Source organism: Pseudoalteromonas sp. SCSIO_11900 (genome assembly GCF_000576475.1).
GTDB lineage: Bacteria > Pseudomonadota > Gammaproteobacteria > Enterobacterales > Alteromonadaceae > Pseudoalteromonas > Pseudoalteromonas tetraodonis.
Genome location: NZ_KK070023.1, coordinates 2,259,232 through 2,277,063, shown reverse-complemented (window position 1 = coordinate 2,277,063; position 17,832 = coordinate 2,259,232). Strand labels below are relative to the sequence as shown.

The window sequence follows — 17,832 nt, the reverse complement described above, 5'->3', positions numbered from 1 at the left end:
CGCGGCTTGATTAAATTAAGTTTAATTAAAAACCAAAAATACTGATATTAAAAAACTTGGTCGCAACGGTGTTTACAAAAATAAGCAGTAAAATCGCTGGAATAAACGTTTGCAGTGAAAAGTTAACGTACTTTTCCATAAAGCTATTCGCATAATTAGGCGAACCTTGTCTTAGCTCTTCACTTAAACGAACCTTCTTCCATTTATACATTACAAACAAACACACCATTAAACCATTGAGTGGTAAAATAGTGTCGTAGAACACGTCATATACAATATCAAAAAAGCTCTTGTTACCACTGCCGTAGCTAGTAAGGGTTGTAAGGCTGTCAATCATACCAAACGACATAATACACATAATGGTTAACACACCGGTTGATAAGGTAAGTATGCCTAGCGCTTTTTTACGGCTAATACCTTTACGGTCACTTAGTGTGGCAGTCGGCACTTCGACAATCGATACCAATGATGTAATTGCGGCAAAAAATACCAGCAAAAAGAAAATAAACGCCACGGCAGAGGCACCAAAGTAGCCAATATCGTGTTGTAACGCTAATAATATTTTTGGTAAGTACACAAAAATCATTGAAACTGACGAGTCAGATAACTTTGTTGGATCGGTATTTGGGTCAAAGCTAAAAATAGCCGGTAACACCATTAAGCCTGCAACAAAGGCAACTAATGAGTCGGTAATGGCAACCATTTTCGCACTACCCACAATGTCATCTTTTTTAGAAATGTAAGAGGCATACGTAATTAAAATACCCATACCTAACGACAACGAGAAAAACGCTTGGCTCAATGCGCCATTAAGAACACTGGCATTCATTTTACTAAAATCAGGAATGATATAGTACTTTACACCCGCCATTGCGTTATCAAGGGTGAGTACGTAACCCACTAATATAATAAGCATGACAAATAACGCTGGCATCAAAAATTTAGCCGCTTTTTCTATGCCATCTTTTACGCCACCGACCAATATTAAGTTAACAATCACCACAACCAGTGCCATGTAGCCAAACACCGTGTAGCTATTAATAAACTCATCAAAGTGCCCAGGGTTTGCCAACTTATCCAAATTACCAAATGCGGTTTGGCTTAAGTAACCAAAAATCCACACTGTGATCACCATGTAAAAAACGGCAATCATAAATGGCGTTAACACGGCTAAAAAGCCAGCAAACTTCCATTTTTTGTCGTTATTGGCTAACGCCTTGTATGCACCAAGAGGATCTTTTTGTGCGTGGCGACCCATAGCCATTTCGGCCATCATGACGGGTAAACAAATGAATGCGACGAACAAAGCATAGACGAGCAAAAATGCACCACCGCCATTCTTAGTCGCAGAAACTGGAAAGCCTACTAAGTTACCAATGCCCACAGCAGAACCCGCCGCTGCTAATATAAATCCTAAGCGGGAGCTAAAGTGCTCTCTATTTTCACTCATGTAATAACCTTGTTATTATTTATTTTATCCAAGGGACTCTACCAGTGTTACACAACGCTTTTCAAGCAATTACCGCGTAAAAAAACATTCTTGCTGTAAACATCGCCATAAACACTTTTAATTCACCAATTATCAACGCTATGCTAGTATGCAGTTAATTAAATTTAACAAATTTTGAGAGTATTTTTATGTTGTATATGATTTATTCAACGGACGTCCAGAACAGCTTAGAGCACAGAAAAGCCGCTCGCCCTGCTCATTTAGCACGTTTACAAACGCTAGAAAACGAAGGCCGACTATTAACAGCCGGCCCCCTTCCAGCGGTTGATAGTGAAGACCCTCAAGATGCAGGCTTTACTGGCTCTTTAGTGATTGCTGAATTTAACTCTTTAGAAGATGCCAGAGAATGGGCCGCAGATGATCCTTATGTTGCGGGTGGCGTATATGAAAACTCAATCGTTAAGCCATTCAAAAAAGTGTTCCCTGCTTAATATCAATGTGGGATCCCCTGTTTAACTGCAACCAGTAATTCAGGGTTTGTTCACTCATTTTTAATTAGACTTTGTCTTATAAAATTTAAATACCCAGTAGAGTATTTAAATTTTAGTGGCTTAGTTTTTAGGCTAAGCAGGTATGTTCTAGGAGTTTCGTAATGCGTGTATTATTAACACTCAATTTAATCGCTGTTTTTTGTTTGGCTAGTTTTGCCCATGCAAATAATACTAACAGCACACCCGATAAAATTGAGATAAGCAAAAAGAAAGCAGTAATACTTGCAAAACAAACCACAGACGGTACAACATTAAAAATCTCTGAAGAAACACAATTTTATACAGTACGAATTTTAAAAGCTGACGGCCACGTCGTCGATTTGAAGATAAACAAAAAAACTGGCGAAGTGAAAAAGGATTAACCAATGCGAATTTTAGTAATAGAAGATGATCTACATTTGGCAGACAATCTGCGCAATGCATTAGAAAAAGAGCGTTACAGTGTTGATTTATGTCACGATGGCGAAGCGGGCCTTTTTCATATAACAGAATACCCTTTAGACATGGCGGTGGTTGATTTAGGTCTGCCTAAAATAGACGGCATTGAGCTTATTAACAAAGCCCGTGCCCAAGGCATCACTATCCCTATTTTAATCTTAACGGCACGCGATCGCTGGCAAGACAAAGTTGAAGGCCTAGATGCCGGCGCTGACGACTACCTAACTAAGCCATTTCATGTTGAAGAACTCATTGCTCGCTGTAATGCGCTTATTCGTCGAAGTGCAGGTAAAGCAAACCCAGAAATGACAGCCGGCCCAATTAAAATTCATACGCGTTCACAACAAGTGTGGGTAAATGACAAAGAGCTGAGCTTAACCGCATACGAGTATAAAGTACTTGAATACTTAATGGTTAACCCGCAAAAAGTAATTTCAAAGTCTGAGTTAACAGAGCATATTTATGACCAAGATTTCGATCTTGATTCAAACGTCATTGAAGTGTTTGTACTGCGTTTACGTAAAAAGCTCGACCCAGACGGTGTGCTTAACCCAGTAGAAACGCTGCGTGGGCGTGGTTACAGGCTTAAAAGCCAGTGGTAGCACCGCAGATTTCGTTAAAAATAAGGCAAGGATTTATCCTTGTCTTTGTTTTATTAGTCGCCTTACCTATTTTGTTTTACTCCATAGGTAAGGCGTATTACGCGTCACTTGTTGATGCCACCGAAAAAAACCTCGAAGCGCACCTGTATTCACTCATCTCCGAGGTTGATTTTACAGAGCGCGGTATTATCATGCCCAGCTCTATCTTAACGCCCGAACTCAACAACTTAAATTCTGATACTTATGCCATGATTTACCGTGACGATGTGCCTATTTGGCATTCTGAGTCTGCGGTTAACGTTAATTTTGTACCTCAGTATATAGAGCCCAAAGCCGGTGCCGCAGACTTTAGACGCGTGGTTTATAACAACACCGCCTATTGGCAGTTAAGCTTAACGGTCATTCTTAATAATATTGACCAATCAGAACAAGCACGATTTATTTTACTAAAACGCAACGATGCCCTACTGCGTTTAATGGACGGGTTTAAACAAACCTTAGTCGATTGGATGTTTATAATGGGGATTGCCATTGCAGGGTTAATGGCTATTGGTTTTATTTGGAGTGCAAGGCCGCTGCAGCGCCTAGATAAAGAAATAAAAGCCATTGAATCGGGTGATATTCAAGAAATTAAAGGCTTATACCCCGTTGAGCTACAAACAATAAAAGCCGACCTCAACCTATTGTTAGAGTCGCAGCAACGCCAAAAAGAGCGCTACCGCGCCTCACTCAGCGATTTAGCACATGCACTTAAAACGCCGTTGGCGGTATTAAAATCAAGCCCACTGGCCAACGATGCCGACGCACAAGAACAACTCGACAGAATTAATGTGATGATCGAGCACCAATTAAAACGTGCTGCTACTGGGGCTTCCGATACATGGAAAAAGCAAACCCCCATCAAACCGGTTATCGACTCTATCTTAAGTGCAATGGGTAAGGTTTATCGCGATAAAGACATCATATTTAATTGCAAAGTGAGTGATAAAGATTACTTTTTAGGCGATAAAACCGATTTAATGGAGTTATTAGGTAACTTAATAGATAATGCCTGCAAAGCCTGTCGATCCCAAGTAAGTATTGACGTTTCACAAGCTAAAACGCTCAGCATTAGTATTTGTGATGACGGCCCGGGTATTCAACCAGATAAACGCGAGTCATTGCTTCAACGCGGTACTCGCCTTGATACTTACGAGAGTGGCCATGGTGTTGGCATGGCGATTGTATCTGACTTGGTGAAGTCGTATCACGGGTTGTTAACTATTTCTCAGTCGCAACGTTTGGGCGGCGCAAAATTTATTCTCGAGTTTAATTACCATGAAAAAAAGTAAGTATATCCTTTGTTTTACTCTAGCCCTGTTATTTGCTTGGGCTGTTCCAAGCGTTGCAGCGCCGCAAGAATGCACACTTGAAAAGAACGCCCTACCCGAACAAATCAAAGCATATACACAATGTTTAGATGCCAAATTAAATACAGTACAGCAAGAACAAGATAGCTGGATCCAAAAGCGTACCTTTGAATTATCGGCATTAGAAAGCGAAACCGGCAACACCCAAATTTTGTCATTATTTAAACTAAGTATTAACGCAAAAGACAACTACATTCAAAGAAGCTGCCAATGGCGCTACATGCTTAAACAACCTAATGCACAACAAGCCGTTGTTACCTACAAAGAGTGTGAAATAGCAATGACCGAGCAGTTTATTCAGCAGCTTAAAATGGGGCTTTAATTAGTTTATAGGTAAGCGATGTGTGCTTAGGTTTGGTTTGATTTGGTAATTAAGTGAATAGTTTATTGGTGTTTTGGGAACTGCAGCCTTAAAGACTTCATTTTAGTAGTTATATAGTTTGCAATGTGATTACTCTGACCATACCGCAAATTCATTTCCATTAGGACCGCTGAAGTGAAATCGTCTACCACCGGGAAATGAAAATGTAGGCTTAATTACTTTGCCTCCAGCTTTTTCAATTTTATTTTGAGTCACTTCAAGGTCATTACTGTATAACACAATTAACGGGCTTCCGTTTTTAGTAGAAACAACCAAGTCAGATTTAAAGAAACCACCATCAACCCCTTGTGCGGTAAAACTACAATATTCTGGGCCATAATCTACAAATGACCAGCCAAACACCGTTAAATTAGAACACGTTGTTAGCGAAGTGAACAAGCTCTCCAACGGCTGGCATATAAGCGCTAATTACCAAGGGAGTACGCAGCACTTTACTTGCGAACAGTTACTGTTGGCGTTACCCCCCAAGAATGATCAGCCAACACATTTAACCCCGAATTTATAGGCTGATAATGTTTTAACACAGCGTTTAACGTCGGTGCCTACGTGGATGGCAGGCCAAGCAAAGTTTGTTGCCACCTTTGAGCACGCTTTTTGGCGAGATAAAAACTTATCTGGGCAATGTTTTAGCCGTGTTGGCCCAATGGTAGAAATACATGATGCCTCTGCAATCGCAGCATCCTGAATTTAATTTTTCAGGGCTCAGCGAGCAACTTAAACAGCTAACAGTGCATTTTGTGGGGAGTGAGTTTGCACAACAGGAGGCTGGCTATTTAGAGGGGGCTATAAACGCCGTAGATAGCGCCTTAGCTAATTTAATAAATACTTAATACCTTACAAAGGCGTGCTTAAGCACGCCTTTGTAAGGTATTAGTCTTCAGATTTAATGACGGTTTCTTCACCTGTGCCAAGCATGGTTGCTAACCAACGCCCTTCGTCACTGGCTTCTAGCGCTATTTTTACAATCATGGTTAACGGCACCGATAACAACATTCCCACAGAGCCTAATAACCAGCCCCAAAATATTAACGATAAAAACACCACTAACGTAGAAAGCCCTAACCCTTTACCCATGTATTTTGGCTCTACAATATTACCCATTACGGTATTTATAGTTAAATAACCCGCGCCAACGAGGCCTGCCACTAAAGGACCTTGAGTAATAAGCGCCAGTAACAGTGCTGGCACAGCCGCTATGATTGAACCAATGTTAGGAATGTAATTAAGCATAAATGCCAGTACGCCCCAAAGTACAAAGTAATCAACATCGAGTATCCACAAGTAAAAACCAGCAATTACACCGGTGGCTAAACTTACTAGGGTTTTAATGGCCAAATAAGAGTTGATAGAGTCTAAAAAGCGGTCAATTTGCTTAATTTTACTGTCGGGGTCGTCTAGTGCTAAATGTATTTTTTTACCAAGTATGGGCCCTTCAAACAGCATAAAAACAACCGTTAAAATAATTAAAAACATATTGGCCATTACGCTACCTAAGCCGGTTAACATATTGGTGGCAACATCAACCATTTTACCGGGGTCGAACATAGACAAAATTTGTTCTTTATTAATTAAGATATTGTATTGCGACGCCATATCAACCAGCCATACAAATTCTTCTTTTAACTGTGCTTTGTATTCAGGTAACTGCTTTGAAAAATCGTTAACCGACTGCCCCACTAAACCGCCTAAGCTGACACCTAAGCCCATAATAATAAGCACCACAAGCACAACCGCTATGCCTTTTGGAATACGGTAGCGAGCAAAAAAATTAATGAGTGGGCTACAAATAATGGCGATAAATGCTGCCAAAATAAACGGAATAACAATAGCACTTGCGGCTTTAATGCCCGCCAATACAATGACCAACGCTGCAAAAATAATTAAGCTTTTATTTACCCCAGTTAAACTTGCCAATACTCTTATCCTATTACTGTTATTTGGCTTCAGTGTAAGGCAAAAGCTAATAGAATGAAATGTTAAAGGGTCTGTTGGCCTTTCAAGATTAGATTTGCAGCCGTCTTTTTGGTATTAAGGCAAGGCAGAGCCTATGTGGTGTGGTTGTTCCCCATAAATAGGCGATAACGCAGCATTAATGCCAAACAGGCGCTGCCCTTCGGGTTCTGTCTAGGGGCAATTTACTCTTTGTTGCTCGGTTTTGACTTAGCCCACTAGGTTACAAACCTCGCGCCGCGATTAAATCGCCCCTAGTTTGAACAAATATTAATCCGCAAAGACCAACAGACCCTAGGTGATCATAATAATGATTAGTACGTATAAATTTGCAAATCGTTGAGCTGGAGAGTATAAATTTTAAACATCCCGCTTTATTTATAATTTTGGAGTTGCAATGCATATATTTTTTACAGGCGCCACGGGCTTAATTGGTAGGCACCTTTGCCCTTTCTTGTTGCACCACCACGACATTACGGTACTGAGTAGAAACCCAACCAAAGCTAAAGTGTTGTTAGGCCACAGAGTAAATGCTGTTAGCAGCTTAGACGATGTCGATTTAAATACGGTCGATATTGTCATTAATTTAGCCGGCGAACCTATCGTTAATAAACGCTGGAGTGATAAACAAAAAGCAAAAATACGCGATAGCCGAATTATAATTACTCAAGCCATAAGTGATGCAATTAATCAGTGTCATACACCACCACATACGTTTATTTCAGGCAGTGCAATAGGCTATTATGGTCGCCAAGGTAAAACCCAAGTTGATGAAAACAACACAGAACCCCACGATGAATTTAGTCACCAACTTTGTAAGGATTGGGAACTCGCTGCATTAAAAGCTGAGTCTGACGATACTCGTGTTTGCTTACTTCGCACAGGTATTGTACTGGCTAAAAAGGGCGGCGCACTTGGAAAAATGTTGCCTGCATTTAAGCTTTGTTTAGGCGGGCCAATTGGCAATGGCGAGCAAGGTATGTCGTGGATCCACATTGATGACATGGTGCAGCTCATTTTATTTTTGATTCGTAACCAAGATATCTCTGGTGCTATAAATGCAACTGCCCCGCATCCGGTGAGCAATAAACAATTTAGCCAATCATTGGGTAAAGCATTGTCACGCCCTGCCTTTATGCCCATGCCTGCAGCTGTGCTCAATGTTTTAATGGGAGAAATGGCAGATCTACTTACAACTGGCCAATTTGTGGTGCCTAAAAAAGCATTAGAAAATAATTACCGTTTTCACTTTTCTGAAATCGATGCCGCATTAAAAAGTTTAGTTTAACGAGAGGTCTTAAAGGGTTAAGATTGTAGCGAGGGAGTATAAAGTCAATACTTTTTACTCCCTTGCTATTTTAGCGTTACTACCTAATAATGAGTTAAGCGTTATTTCTTATTCAGCTAAAAGAGCAACTAAAACATGCTTCATTTACCCACATTAATTAGCCTCTGTTTTATTCTTAACTTGTTTATTGCGGTGTTCTTTTTTTCTGTGTATTCATATAAAAAACAACCTAGCTTTTTATTTTTTGCTACTGCCTGCTGCTCGTTTATAACTGCTATTGCCCTAATTGGTTCAAGAGGGCTGATTGACTATCCACTTTTAACTTACTTTTTTGCTTACCTATTTATTATTTTAACCCCACTCCTGCTTATTTTAGGGTTAATACCACAAAGCACGGTACCTGCAGTAAAGCTAACGCCTTTATATTATGCCTGTGCTATATGTTGCACATTGCTACTTGCTGTGTATCTCATTGATGCGGGGCAAATTATTACCAGTATCATTACTGCCGTATTATTTAGCTACGCGGCCTATTTAATGGTCAAAACCCCCAGTGTTGCTAAAGTACAGCAACGACTACTAATTGCCTGCTTTTCACTACACAGTGTAGTAATGCTGTTGCAAGTTGTACTCCTTGTTTTACCCTACTTTAGCCAAATTAGTCAGGCGAACTTAGCCGCGGGATTACAACTATTATTGGTCTCGCATTTATTTTTAACCACAGCCAGTGCATTAATTCTGCCGTTTATTGCTTTTGCCAATGAAGAATCAAAACTAATAAACTTAGCGTATCACGATCCGCTTACACAATTATTAAACAGGCGAGGCTTTTTCCGCCTGTGTAAAAAAATAACCCACACTGCACCGCTTGACAGCAGAGTGTCGTTAATTATGCTCGATATCGATCTTTTTAAACAAGTGAACGACCAATATGGCCATGAAACTGGCGACGAAGCAATAAAGTGGATTGCACAACATATTAACGAATTGTTTTTTGAAGCAGGCATTACCGCTCGAATTGGCGGAGAAGAGTTTGCTATTTTCCTTAACCAAAAAAATCTTACTCAAGCAAGGCAGTTAGCCCAAAAGCTATGCAAAAGTATTGATCAATATCCCTTTTATTTTAATGGTAATAGCATTGCACTGTCTGTTAGTGCCGGAGTAAGTAGCGCACTTATTCGCGATTTAAATATGCAAGCGCTGCTATTACAAGCTGATAAACGCCTTTATCTTGCCAAAGAAACGGGTCGCAATAAAGTTGTTACTCATGATGAAAAAAGCGCACTCATGAATAGCCCCACTGCTATTATTTAATTTAGTAATAAAAAAGCGGGGGCAAACCTGACCCCGCTTTATAATCAAACCAATTAATTTATTACTTACTGATCCAAGGTGTTACTTTAACTACCTCGTTAATATCAGCCAATACTTTGGTGTCGTTTTGCCAGCTGTCTGTTACTTCAAAATAACACACTGATTTTTCGCATGTTATGTGCTCATCATCAAATTGTTTAGGCGCATTAAAAGTAACAACCACCCCTTTTTGCTCAGGCAGTAAAAACCACATTAGCTTGCTAACAAAAAAGCCCGACAAGTCTGTTAAAAGCGCTTCAAGCTCATTATTAATGGTTAATAATGATTGCTTTGAAAAGGTTAGCCCTTCTAGCTCGTTGGCCTCTATTTGAAGCTTTAACTGACAATCATGAACCGGATTTTTAGGCTGAACCACAATCACCGCTTTGTCAGTATCAAGCTGCTTATCATACGGTAATAACAATTGCGCTTTGTCGGTGTAATTAAGCGGGTACTCATTTTTTTCAGTTAAAATAGTGCCGCTTTTAATACTACACACCTCATTAGTACCAATATCGCTGATATAAAAGTTTACACGGGCGTATTGAAAATCACCTTTGTTTACTACTTTTAACCGGTCGTAAAAACCGTCATACGACATAACAAACTCTTTGGCATAGGCGTTATTTGCCGCTATTGTTAAAAAACAGGTCGCTATAGTCGTCACTAATTTTAATACTGGTTTATTCATCAAAGTACGCTCGGTTTTGATTGATCATCGTATTTAGCTCTTCAATGTACGCTTCACCACGCTCTGAGTAGGACATCAGCCCAAGGGTTAGCTTAGTCGCCTTAATTGGCTTTTGCTGTGCGCGTAAATCTTCACGTATACTGCGTAATTGTTTATAAGCATTATGTGTATTAATATTTCTAAAATATGACGTTACTGCAGCGCGAACCGATTTAAATGCAGCCACTTCATGCTCGGCTTCATTATTACGTCTTCTTGGCACCATGCCACAGCCTTTTTTGTAGCACCATTGGCCAAAAAAATTTAAGCCTATTTGGGCAAAGCGAGAGGTACCCCATGCCGACTCATTAGCTGCTTGCATTAGCGCAAGTTCTTTAGGAATAATATCTACACGGCGCAGCGCTTGAGTTAGTGTAAGCGTGTCTAAGGTTTCAGGTAAGCGGTATAATTTAAGTATTTTTTTAATATCGCTCGCTTGTTTTTTACTTAACGGCTCGTCGTGTTCTAGCATCATGCGCGCAATTTCAATGTTTGCACGTTGCTGTAAAATCTTTTTGTTTTCGGCTTCTACATGAGGCTTAATGAAGTTAAAAAACGCATGCTTTTTCTCTTTTACATCGGTGTATTCTGAGAATTTTGGCAACTTAACATTGTGCAATGGTTTTTCTTTCTTCTTTTCTTTTTTAATGTCGTCGGCACGTGTTTGTTCATCTGAAACAAACTCATCAGTTTGTATAAATGGATGAGTAAGTGCCCAAATAACAAGGGCGGCTAACAACAACTGAAAAATAGTTTTTAACATGTATTATCTCAATTAAACTCTAAGTTATGTATGGTGTAGTCACATACATACGAACGCTCATTATACCTAAGCCACTTTATAAACGCGAATACCGAACAACTGAATAAAATTCATACGCCTATTGTGAGTTATTTATAATATACTAAGCGTTAAAGTCGTAGATATAGAGATAGGTTGTGACATGGATAAACAGTGGCAAAATAGAATAATTGAACAATATAAGCACCGCCCAAACGATAACCGCTCTCCTTGGCAAATAGACCGCTCTCGAATTATTCATGCTGCAGCATTTAGACGCCTTCAAGCCAAAACTCAAATAATGAGTATTGGTTTAAATGATTTTTATCGCACACGTCTTACCCATTCTTTAGAAGTATCGCAAATAGGCACGGGCATATTACGTCACTTAAAAGCCCAGCACCCTCGTTTTGAACATTTTCCATCAACCGGATTACTCGAAACCTTGTGTTTAGCTCACGACATCGGCCATCCGCCCTTTGGGCACGGCGGAGAAATTGCGCTTAACTACATGATGCGTCATCATGGTGGGTTTGAAGGTAACGCACAAACGCTACGAATAGTTGCCAAACTAGAGCCTTACAGTAATGGCTATGGCATGAACTTAACAAGACGCACATTATTAGGGTTTATAAAGTACCCTGGTTTTATCAACCAGCTGTGGTACAACATTCCCAAAGTAGATAAACAACGCGCGTTTATAAAAGCCGACGACTGGCGACCTGCTAAAGGTATTTACAACGACGATGCACCTATATTTAATTGGATCATTGAACCACTAAGCCAAAACGATAAAGCATTATTAACCAGCCAAAATATTGTAGATTCATACCGAGCTAAAACACGCTATAAATCTCTTGATAGTGCCATTATGGAACTGGCTGATGACATTGCCTATGCCGTACACGACCTTGAAGATGCCATAGCCACCGATGTATTAAGCCTAGACGATTGGTTAACCCATGCATTGCCGCACTTACTAGCACTCAACTATGATTGGTTAAATACGCTACTTAACTCACTTACAGAGCGATTATTTTCAAAACACGAACATGAGCGCAAAGATGCCATTGGTGAATTAGTAAATACCTTTATTATCCATATTCATTTAGACATACAAAACGATGCCTTTGAATGCCCTATTTTAAAGCACACCGTTAAATTAGATCAGCAATACCAAAACGTATTACAAATACTTAAACATTTTGTATTTCAACGCTTGATACGCGACCCACAAATGCAACAAATAGAATTTAAAGGGCAAAATCTGCTTATTGAACTGTTTACCGCATTTGCCAGCGATCCAATGCGGTTATTACCCGAAACCACGCAAGCACTTTACCTAGAAGCCGAAAAACACCATCAAGGCATGCGAATTATTTGTGACTACTTAAGCGGTATGAGTGACGAATACGCTTATAAAACCTATCAACGGTTGTTCTCACCCATACAATAAAGTAGTGAGCATAAAAAAGCCGAGTCACTTAAGTAACTCGGCTTTTTGTTAGCTTATAAAGTCACATTAAAGTGATTTAATGCCCATGTTGTAAAGCGTAAAACCGTACATGTCGGCATAAAGATCAATAATTTTACTGGTTGGTGTACCTGCACCATGGCCTGCATTGGTTTCAATACGAATAAGCGTTGGGTTAGTACCCGCTTGCTTCGCTTGAAGCTCTGCTGCAAATTTAAATGAATGCGACGGTACAACGCGGTCATCATGATCGCCTGTAGTGATCATCGTCGCCGGATATTCAACCCCTGCTTTTACATTATGTATTGGCGAGTAGCCTTTTAAGTAATCAAACATTTCTTTACTTTGGTCGCTAGTACCGTAATCGTATGCCCAGCCAGCACCCGCTGTAAAGGTATGATAACGAAGCATATCCAGTACGCCTACCGCAGGTAGCGCCACTTGAAATAAGTCAGGTCGCTGGGTCATTACGGCACCGACTAATAACCCGCCGTTTGAACCACCTCGCAGTGCTAGGCGCTTTTTAGAGGTGTATTTTTTATCTTGTAAGTATTGTGCGGCGGCAATAAAGTCGTCAAATACGTTTTGCTTTTGCAATTGCGTACCTGCTTTATGCCACTCTTTACCATACTCACCGCCGCCACGAATGTTTGCCACTGCGTATACGCCTCCTTGCTCAAGCCAAGCCGCTGTTGTAGAGCTAAAGCGAGGTGTTAAGCTTATATTAAAGCCACCATAGCCATATAAAATAGTTGGGTTGCTACCGTCTAATTCAATATCACTTTTGTAAGTAATAATCATCGGTACTTTAGTGCCGTCTTTAGAGGTATAAAATACTTGCTCTGAGGTGTAGTTGTCGCTATTAAAATCAATCCCTGACTTACGATATACTTTTGACTCACCGCTTTGTACATCAAAGCTGTAAGTCGTGCCAGGGGTTTTATAGTTAGTAAATGAGTAATAAAGCGTAGTTTGCTCTTTTTTACCGCCAAAGCCAGCCGCCGTACCAACGCCTGGTAAACTAATATCGCGGATCAATTCGCCCTGCTTGTTGTACTGCTTCACTTTAGAAATAGCATCAACCATGTAGTTGGCAAAGAATGTGTTACCGCCAAGCGTTACATTAAGTACGTTTTCGGTTTCTGGAATAAAGTCTTGCCAGTTTTCAGGTTGCGGGTTGCTTGCATCAACCGTCACTACTTTTTTATTTGGAGCATTTAAGTTAGTAACCAAAAATAGCTTGCTGCCTTCGTTATCAATCACGCTGGTATCAGAGTCGGTATTACCCACTACGGTAACAAACTCGCTATCTGGCTTAGTTAAATCTTTAATAAATAATTTATTGCCTGAGGTCGATACGCTAGCACTAATAAACAAATAGCGGCCATCTTTGGTCGCTTTAGCGCCCACATAACGGTGTTTTTGCTCAGCGGTATCGCCAAATACTAGCGTATCCTCGCTTTGGGCTTGGCCTAATTTATGGTAGTACACTTTATGTTGATCAGTTTTTGCAGAAAGCTCACTGCCTTCTGGTTTGTCGTAGCTTGAATAATAAAAACCATCATTTGCCAACCAACTTACGCCACTAAATTTAACATCAACCAGTGCTTGCTCTACTTGCTCTTTGGTTTCGGTGTCTATAACAATGATTTTACGCCAATCACTGCCACCTTCCGATATTTGGTATGCTAACAATGAGCCGTCTTCTGAAAATGATAAGCCCGACATTGAAGTGGTACCATCTTCACTAAAGGTATTAGGATCTAAGAAAATCTCAGCCTCGCCTCCGTCTTTACTGCGGTATAAAACGTACTGATTTTGCAGGCCATCATTTTTGTAAAAATAGGTGTAATCACCTTCGGTGAACGGCGCGCTGATTTTTTCGTAGTTCATTAACTTTTCAAGGCGCTGCTTTAACGTATCTCTGTACGGTATTTGCTCTAAATAAGAAAAGGTTAGGTTATTTTGTGTTTTAACCCATTGAGCCGTTTCATCACTCATATCATCTTCTAACCAACGATACGGATCAGCCACATTTTCACCAAAGTAAGTGTCAACCACTGTGCCTTTTTTAGTTTCAGGGTAATTTAGATAGTTAACTGCTTTCATCGCTGTTTTTACTTCATTTTGAGTGGTGTTTTCTGCAGGTTGTGAACAACCCGCAAGTGCGATTACAACCGCACAGGTCAGTGTTTTTTTTAGCATTGTTATTTTATTCCCTTGTTGATAATCACTCTAAGTTATTAACTTTTACTGCTTGTGTCTATTAAGATGCGGTAAACGTCATTTATCGCTGTTAACCTGCGCTTAGTTACGCTTAAATACTTTAATGAACAACGTTAAAACACCAATAGGCTAAGTAATGACAGAAACCCAATCCTTTACAAGCTTTAAACGCTTTTACCCTTATTACTTAAAAGAGCATCGTAATCAAACCTGTCGTAGATTGCATTTTATAGGCAGTAGTTTAGTACTGTTACTAACAGGCTATGCGTTTTTTAGCTCACAACTTATGTTGTTATGGTTATTACCAGTGATTGGTTATGGCTTTGCGTGGGTTGGGCATTTCTTTTTTGAAAAAAACCGCCCTGCTACATTTAAGCACCCGTTGTATAGTTTATGGGGCGATTGGGTAATGTTTAAAGATATGCTCACAGGTAAAATCAAATGGTAAATGGCGACTTACGCTACAAGCTACTCAAATACTCCACCTGCCACTGTAAATAAATTGTAGATTGAATGTAATTCAATTGACCTTGGTTGTAAAAATGGTCTACCTTGACAACAGAAATTTCAATTAGTTCATTAATAATTGAATTACCTGTAGAGCATTGAATGAGGGAAACTAATCATGCAACTAAAACAGCTATTTACAGCAAAAAAAACCATTACACTCAGTGTTACCATTGCACTACTTGGATCCTGGTCGGTAAATGCCGCACAGCAAGACACACAAGCAGAAGAAAATATTGAACAAATTAGTGTAATTGGCTCTCGCCGACTCGGCCGCACAGTTGAAGACAGCCCAGTTCCGATTGATATCATTAGCGGTGATGCCCTAAAAAGTTCAGGGCAAACTGAAACCAATGCACTACTGAGCACTTTATTACCAAGCTTTAATTTCCCTCAGCCATCAATCACCGATGGCAGCGACCATGTGCGCCCCGCTCAACTGCGTGGCTTAGCACCTGATCACACCTTAGTGCTCGTCAATGGTAAACGTCGCCATAGTAATGCACTGCTTAATTTAAACGGTTCAACCGGTCGTGGGTCATCATCGGTTGATTTAAACGCTATTCCAGCCAATGCCATTGAGCGAATAGAAGTATTGCGCGACGGTGCCGCAGCGCAATATGGCTCAGACGCTATTGCCGGTGTGATTAATATTGTCCTTAAAAGTAATAGCAGTGGCGGCAGCCTAGGTGCTGTATATGGAGCAAACATAACCGAAATGCAGGGTGTGCCTCAACTAGAATCCGTTTCTGAAGACGCCAATGGCAACTTAGCCTTTAATGAAGGCAGCGACCGCTCGCTGACCGACGGCCAAACCTTAACCCTGCAAGGTAATATGGGGTTTGAATTGGGCGATAACGGCTTTTTAAGTATTTCTACTGAATATCGCGATCGTAGCTCAACGAATCGCTCTGATTATGACCAGCGCGAAAATTACGCCCGCCTACCTGATGGCTCTCTTGATCCGCGTGAGTTCACATGGGATCGTTACAATCATAACTTTGGCAATGGCACCGTTGAAGACTTCGCGCTGTTTTATAATGCTGGTTATCAATTAACTAACGATGCCGAGCTCTACTCGTTTGGCTCTTACAGCAAGCGTGAAGGCGAGGGCGGAGGTTTTTATCGTCGCGCACAAGACAGCCGTAACATAGCAGATATTTATCCTGATGGCTTTTTACCGGTGATCACCTCAGATATTGACGATTTTTCGTTAGCACTTGGCGTAAAAGGTTTTGCTAATGAATGGAATTACGACGCTTCTGCTGTATACGGCCAAGATGCCTTTAACTTTGGTGTTATTGATAGCTTAAACACCTCATATGGGCCTAGCAGTCAAACCAGTTTTGATGCCGGTACACTTACTTACGATCAGCTGACTATTAACCTTGATTTTAGCCGCGAGATTGATGCTGACTTTTTAGCTAGTGGAATTAACGTCGCAGTGGGCGCTGAGTATCGTCGTGAAGGCTACGAAATTCAAGCAGGCGAAGAAGCCTCATACGCACAAGGCACTTTTGGCCCTGGTGGCGCAGTAACCGATCCAGTTAATGGCCCATTTGGCTCTGCAGGTTCGCAAGTATTCCCCGGTTTCACACCTGAGTCTGCGGGTGATAACAGCCGCCATAACGTTAGCCTTTACGTTGATTTAGAAGCCTTTATTACAGATAACTGGAACGTTGCCGTCGCAGCGCGTTACGAAGACTACTCTGACTTTGGTGATACGCTTAATGGTAAAATTGCTACCCGTTATACGCTAACAGAAGATTTAGCATTACGCGGCTCTGTATCAACCGGCTTTAGAGCGCCCTCTCTGCAACAACAATATTTTACTTCAGTAGCGACCGTGTTTGTTGATGGTATTCCAACACAAACAGGGACGTTTGCCCCAAGTAGTGATGTAGCCGTTGCATTGGGATCACCGGGCTTAGATGCAGAAGAAGCCACCAACTACGGGGTAGGTTTTACCTGGTCAACCGACTTTAATTTCAGCTTATCTGTTGATTATTACCAAATATTAATTGATGACCGTATTGTGTTATCAAATAACCTGTCGGGCGCAGGTGTAGCAAGCTTACTTGAGGGCACAGGGGCTAACCAAGGGCGGTTTTTCTTAAACGCGATTGATAGCAAAACCCGTGGCGTTGATGTGGTTGCCTCTTACAACCTAGTGACCGATAACTACGGCGATGTAGCGTTTAATTTAGGCTATAACTACGGCAAAAACGAAGTGACCAATATTATTGCCCCACCCGCTGAGCTACAAAGCGTAGGTGTTGAACAAGATAATTTGTTTTCGGGTAATGAACTACGCCGTTTTGAAGTAAGTACCCCGCGTAATAAATACAACCTAAGCGCGACATGGACACTAAACGAATGGCGTACCACACTTCGCAGCACTCGCTATGGTGAAACACAAGACCCATCAGAAATTCCAGAGCGTAACGAAGTGCTCAAGCCAAAGTGGATCACCGACTTAGATGTTGCCTATTCACTTAATAACAACATTACTCTGAGCTTAGGCGCGAATAATGTGTTTGATGTATACCCAGATCCAACTCGTGATTTAGTGAGCGATGTAACCACTTTCTCTCGTTTGTTCTCTTACTCGGGCTTTTCGCCATTTGGTTTTAATGGCCGCTATGTTTACGGCAAAGTTGAAATGAAATTTTAAGCTGCAGCTAAAAACAA

The 17,832-nt window shown here is 40.8% G+C and carries 16 protein-coding genes and 1 pseudogene; 11 read left to right on the top strand and 6 right to left on the bottom strand.

Annotated elements, in window-relative coordinates; genetic code table 11:
• Nucleotides 1-25: 25 nt before the first annotated feature.
• Entirely contained in the window at nucleotides 26-1,450 is a 1,425-nt protein-coding gene (locus BG00_RS10575) for a sodium-dependent transporter (RefSeq protein WP_036982471.1), read from the bottom strand.
• 188 nt (nucleotides 1,451-1,638) lie between these two features.
• Here BG00_RS10575 and BG00_RS10570 point away from each other — a divergent pair, with 188 nt between their 5' ends.
• The 5 genes from BG00_RS10570 (at nucleotide 1,639) to BG00_RS10550 (ending at nucleotide 4,772) form a co-directional block, all read left to right on the top strand.
• Nucleotides 1,639-1,941, top strand: coding sequence for a YciI family protein (locus BG00_RS10570; RefSeq protein ID WP_016900387.1), 303 nt, complete (start codon nucleotides 1,639-1,641; stop codon nucleotides 1,939-1,941).
• A 161-nt stretch (nucleotides 1,942-2,102) separates the two neighbouring features.
• Nucleotides 2,103-2,363 (top strand): PepSY domain-containing protein, encoded by a 261-nt coding sequence (locus tag BG00_RS10565; RefSeq protein ID WP_036982469.1) that lies wholly within the window; start codon nucleotides 2,103-2,105, stop codon nucleotides 2,361-2,363.
• A 3-nt stretch (nucleotides 2,364-2,366) separates the two neighbouring features.
• On the top strand, nucleotides 2,367-3,041 hold the full coding sequence (locus tag BG00_RS10560) for a response regulator transcription factor (RefSeq protein WP_008109187.1): 675 nt from the start codon (nucleotides 2,367-2,369) through the stop codon (nucleotides 3,039-3,041).
• A complete protein-coding gene (locus BG00_RS10555; RefSeq protein ID WP_028835133.1) occupies nucleotides 3,035-4,372 on the top strand; it encodes an ATP-binding protein in 1,338 nt (445 codons plus the stop codon). Before BG00_RS10560 ends, BG00_RS10555 begins: the two co-directional genes overlap by 7 nt.
• Nucleotides 4,359-4,772, top strand: a complete 414-nt coding sequence (locus tag BG00_RS10550) for a hypothetical protein (RefSeq protein WP_036982467.1) — start codon at nucleotides 4,359-4,361, stop codon at nucleotides 4,770-4,772. Before BG00_RS10555 ends, BG00_RS10550 begins: the two co-directional genes overlap by 14 nt.
• Before the next feature lie 129 nt (nucleotides 4,773-4,901).
• Here the strand turns inward: BG00_RS10550 and BG00_RS10545 are convergent, their stop codons facing one another.
• Complete coding sequence (locus BG00_RS10545) at nucleotides 4,902-5,210, bottom strand: VOC family protein (RefSeq protein WP_253861378.1); 309 nt, start codon at nucleotides 5,208-5,210, stop codon at nucleotides 4,902-4,904.
• On the opposite strand from BG00_RS10545, the pseudogene BG00_RS17415 reads away from it, so the two are divergent.
• Nucleotides 5,167-5,662 (top strand): annotated as a pseudogene (locus BG00_RS17415) (FAD-dependent oxidoreductase); the annotation flags it as partial. The gene BG00_RS10545 and the pseudogene BG00_RS17415 overlap by 44 nt on opposite strands.
• Before the next feature lie 40 nt (nucleotides 5,663-5,702).
• Here the strand turns inward: BG00_RS17415 and BG00_RS10535 are convergent.
• Nucleotides 5,703-6,746: an AI-2E family transporter gene (locus tag BG00_RS10535; RefSeq protein WP_013465095.1), complete on the bottom strand. Its 1,044-nt coding sequence runs from the start codon at nucleotides 6,744-6,746 to the stop codon at nucleotides 5,703-5,705.
• A 433-nt stretch (nucleotides 6,747-7,179) separates the two neighbouring features.
• Between BG00_RS10535 and BG00_RS10530 the strand changes: the two genes are divergently transcribed.
• Nucleotides 7,180-8,070 (top strand): TIGR01777 family oxidoreductase, encoded by an 891-nt coding sequence (locus BG00_RS10530; RefSeq protein ID WP_036982465.1) that lies wholly within the window; start codon nucleotides 7,180-7,182, stop codon nucleotides 8,068-8,070.
• Nucleotides 8,071-8,205: 135 nt separating this feature from the next.
• Complete coding sequence (locus BG00_RS10525) at nucleotides 8,206-9,384, top strand: GGDEF domain-containing protein (protein ID WP_036982464.1); 1,179 nt, start codon at nucleotides 8,206-8,208, stop codon at nucleotides 9,382-9,384.
• A gap of 61 nt (nucleotides 9,385-9,445) precedes the next feature.
• Here the strand turns inward: BG00_RS10525 and BG00_RS10520 are convergent, their stop codons facing one another.
• Both BG00_RS10520 and BG00_RS10515 read right to left on the bottom strand, forming a co-directional pair.
• Nucleotides 9,446-10,114 carry a DUF2987 domain-containing protein gene (locus BG00_RS10520; protein ID WP_036982463.1) on the bottom strand — a complete coding sequence of 223 codons (669 nt, stop codon included), beginning with the start codon at nucleotides 10,112-10,114 and terminating at the stop codon, nucleotides 9,446-9,448.
• Nucleotides 10,107-10,916: a glucosaminidase domain-containing protein gene (locus BG00_RS10515; protein WP_036982462.1), complete on the bottom strand. Its 810-nt coding sequence runs from the start codon at nucleotides 10,914-10,916 to the stop codon at nucleotides 10,107-10,109. The genes BG00_RS10520 and BG00_RS10515 overlap by 8 nt, the downstream gene beginning before the upstream one ends.
• 181 nt (nucleotides 10,917-11,097) lie before the next feature.
• Between BG00_RS10515 and BG00_RS10510 the strand changes: the two genes are divergently transcribed.
• The gene (locus BG00_RS10510) at nucleotides 11,098-12,390 is read left to right on the top strand and encodes an anti-phage deoxyguanosine triphosphatase (RefSeq protein ID WP_036982459.1); all 1,293 of its coding nucleotides are present in this window, start codon (nucleotides 11,098-11,100) and stop codon (nucleotides 12,388-12,390) included.
• 66 nt (nucleotides 12,391-12,456) lie between these two features.
• Here BG00_RS10510 and BG00_RS10505 read toward each other — a convergent pair whose 3' ends face one another.
• Complete coding sequence (locus tag BG00_RS10505) at nucleotides 12,457-14,613, bottom strand: prolyl oligopeptidase family serine peptidase (RefSeq protein WP_036982456.1); 2,157 nt, start codon at nucleotides 14,611-14,613, stop codon at nucleotides 12,457-12,459.
• A 157-nt stretch (nucleotides 14,614-14,770) separates the two neighbouring features.
• On the opposite strand from BG00_RS10505, the gene BG00_RS10500 reads away from it, so the two are divergent.
• Both BG00_RS10500 and BG00_RS10495 read left to right on the top strand, forming a co-directional pair.
• Nucleotides 14,771-15,082, top strand: a complete 312-nt coding sequence (locus BG00_RS10500; RefSeq protein ID WP_036982453.1) for an Mpo1-like protein — start codon at nucleotides 14,771-14,773, stop codon at nucleotides 15,080-15,082.
• 177 nt (nucleotides 15,083-15,259) lie between these two features.
• A complete protein-coding gene (locus BG00_RS10495; protein ID WP_036982450.1) occupies nucleotides 15,260-17,815 on the top strand; it encodes a TonB-dependent receptor plug domain-containing protein in 2,556 nt (851 codons plus the stop codon).
• Nucleotides 17,816-17,832 lie beyond the last annotated feature (17 nt).

Coding starts and splice junctions, on each gene's coding strand:
- BG00_RS10575 (WP_036982471.1), bottom strand. CDS start 1,450: ATGAGTGAAAATAGAGAGCACTTTAGCTCCCGCTTAGGATTTATATTA.
- BG00_RS10570 (WP_016900387.1), top strand. CDS start 1,639: ATGTTGTATATGATTTATTCAACGGACGTCCAGAACAGCTTAGAGCAC.
- BG00_RS10565 (WP_036982469.1), top strand. CDS start 2,103: ATGCGTGTATTATTAACACTCAATTTAATCGCTGTTTTTTGTTTGGCT.
- BG00_RS10560 (WP_008109187.1), top strand. CDS start 2,367: ATGCGAATTTTAGTAATAGAAGATGATCTACATTTGGCAGACAATCTG.
- BG00_RS10550 (WP_036982467.1), top strand. CDS start 4,359: ATGAAAAAAAGTAAGTATATCCTTTGTTTTACTCTAGCCCTGTTATTT.
- BG00_RS10530 (WP_036982465.1), top strand. CDS start 7,180: ATGCATATATTTTTTACAGGCGCCACGGGCTTAATTGGTAGGCACCTT.
- BG00_RS10525 (WP_036982464.1), top strand. CDS start 8,206: ATGCTTCATTTACCCACATTAATTAGCCTCTGTTTTATTCTTAACTTG.
- BG00_RS10520 (WP_036982463.1), bottom strand. CDS start 10,114: ATGAATAAACCAGTATTAAAATTAGTGACGACTATAGCGACCTGTTTT.
- BG00_RS10515 (WP_036982462.1), bottom strand. CDS start 10,916: ATGTTAAAAACTATTTTTCAGTTGTTGTTAGCCGCCCTTGTTATTTGG.
- BG00_RS10510 (WP_036982459.1), top strand. CDS start 11,098: ATGGATAAACAGTGGCAAAATAGAATAATTGAACAATATAAGCACCGC.
- BG00_RS10505 (WP_036982456.1), bottom strand. CDS start 14,613: ATGCTAAAAAAAACACTGACCTGTGCGGTTGTAATCGCACTTGCGGGT.
- BG00_RS10500 (WP_036982453.1), top strand. CDS start 14,771: ATGACAGAAACCCAATCCTTTACAAGCTTTAAACGCTTTTACCCTTAT.
- BG00_RS10495 (WP_036982450.1), top strand. CDS start 15,260: ATGCAACTAAAACAGCTATTTACAGCAAAAAAAACCATTACACTCAGT.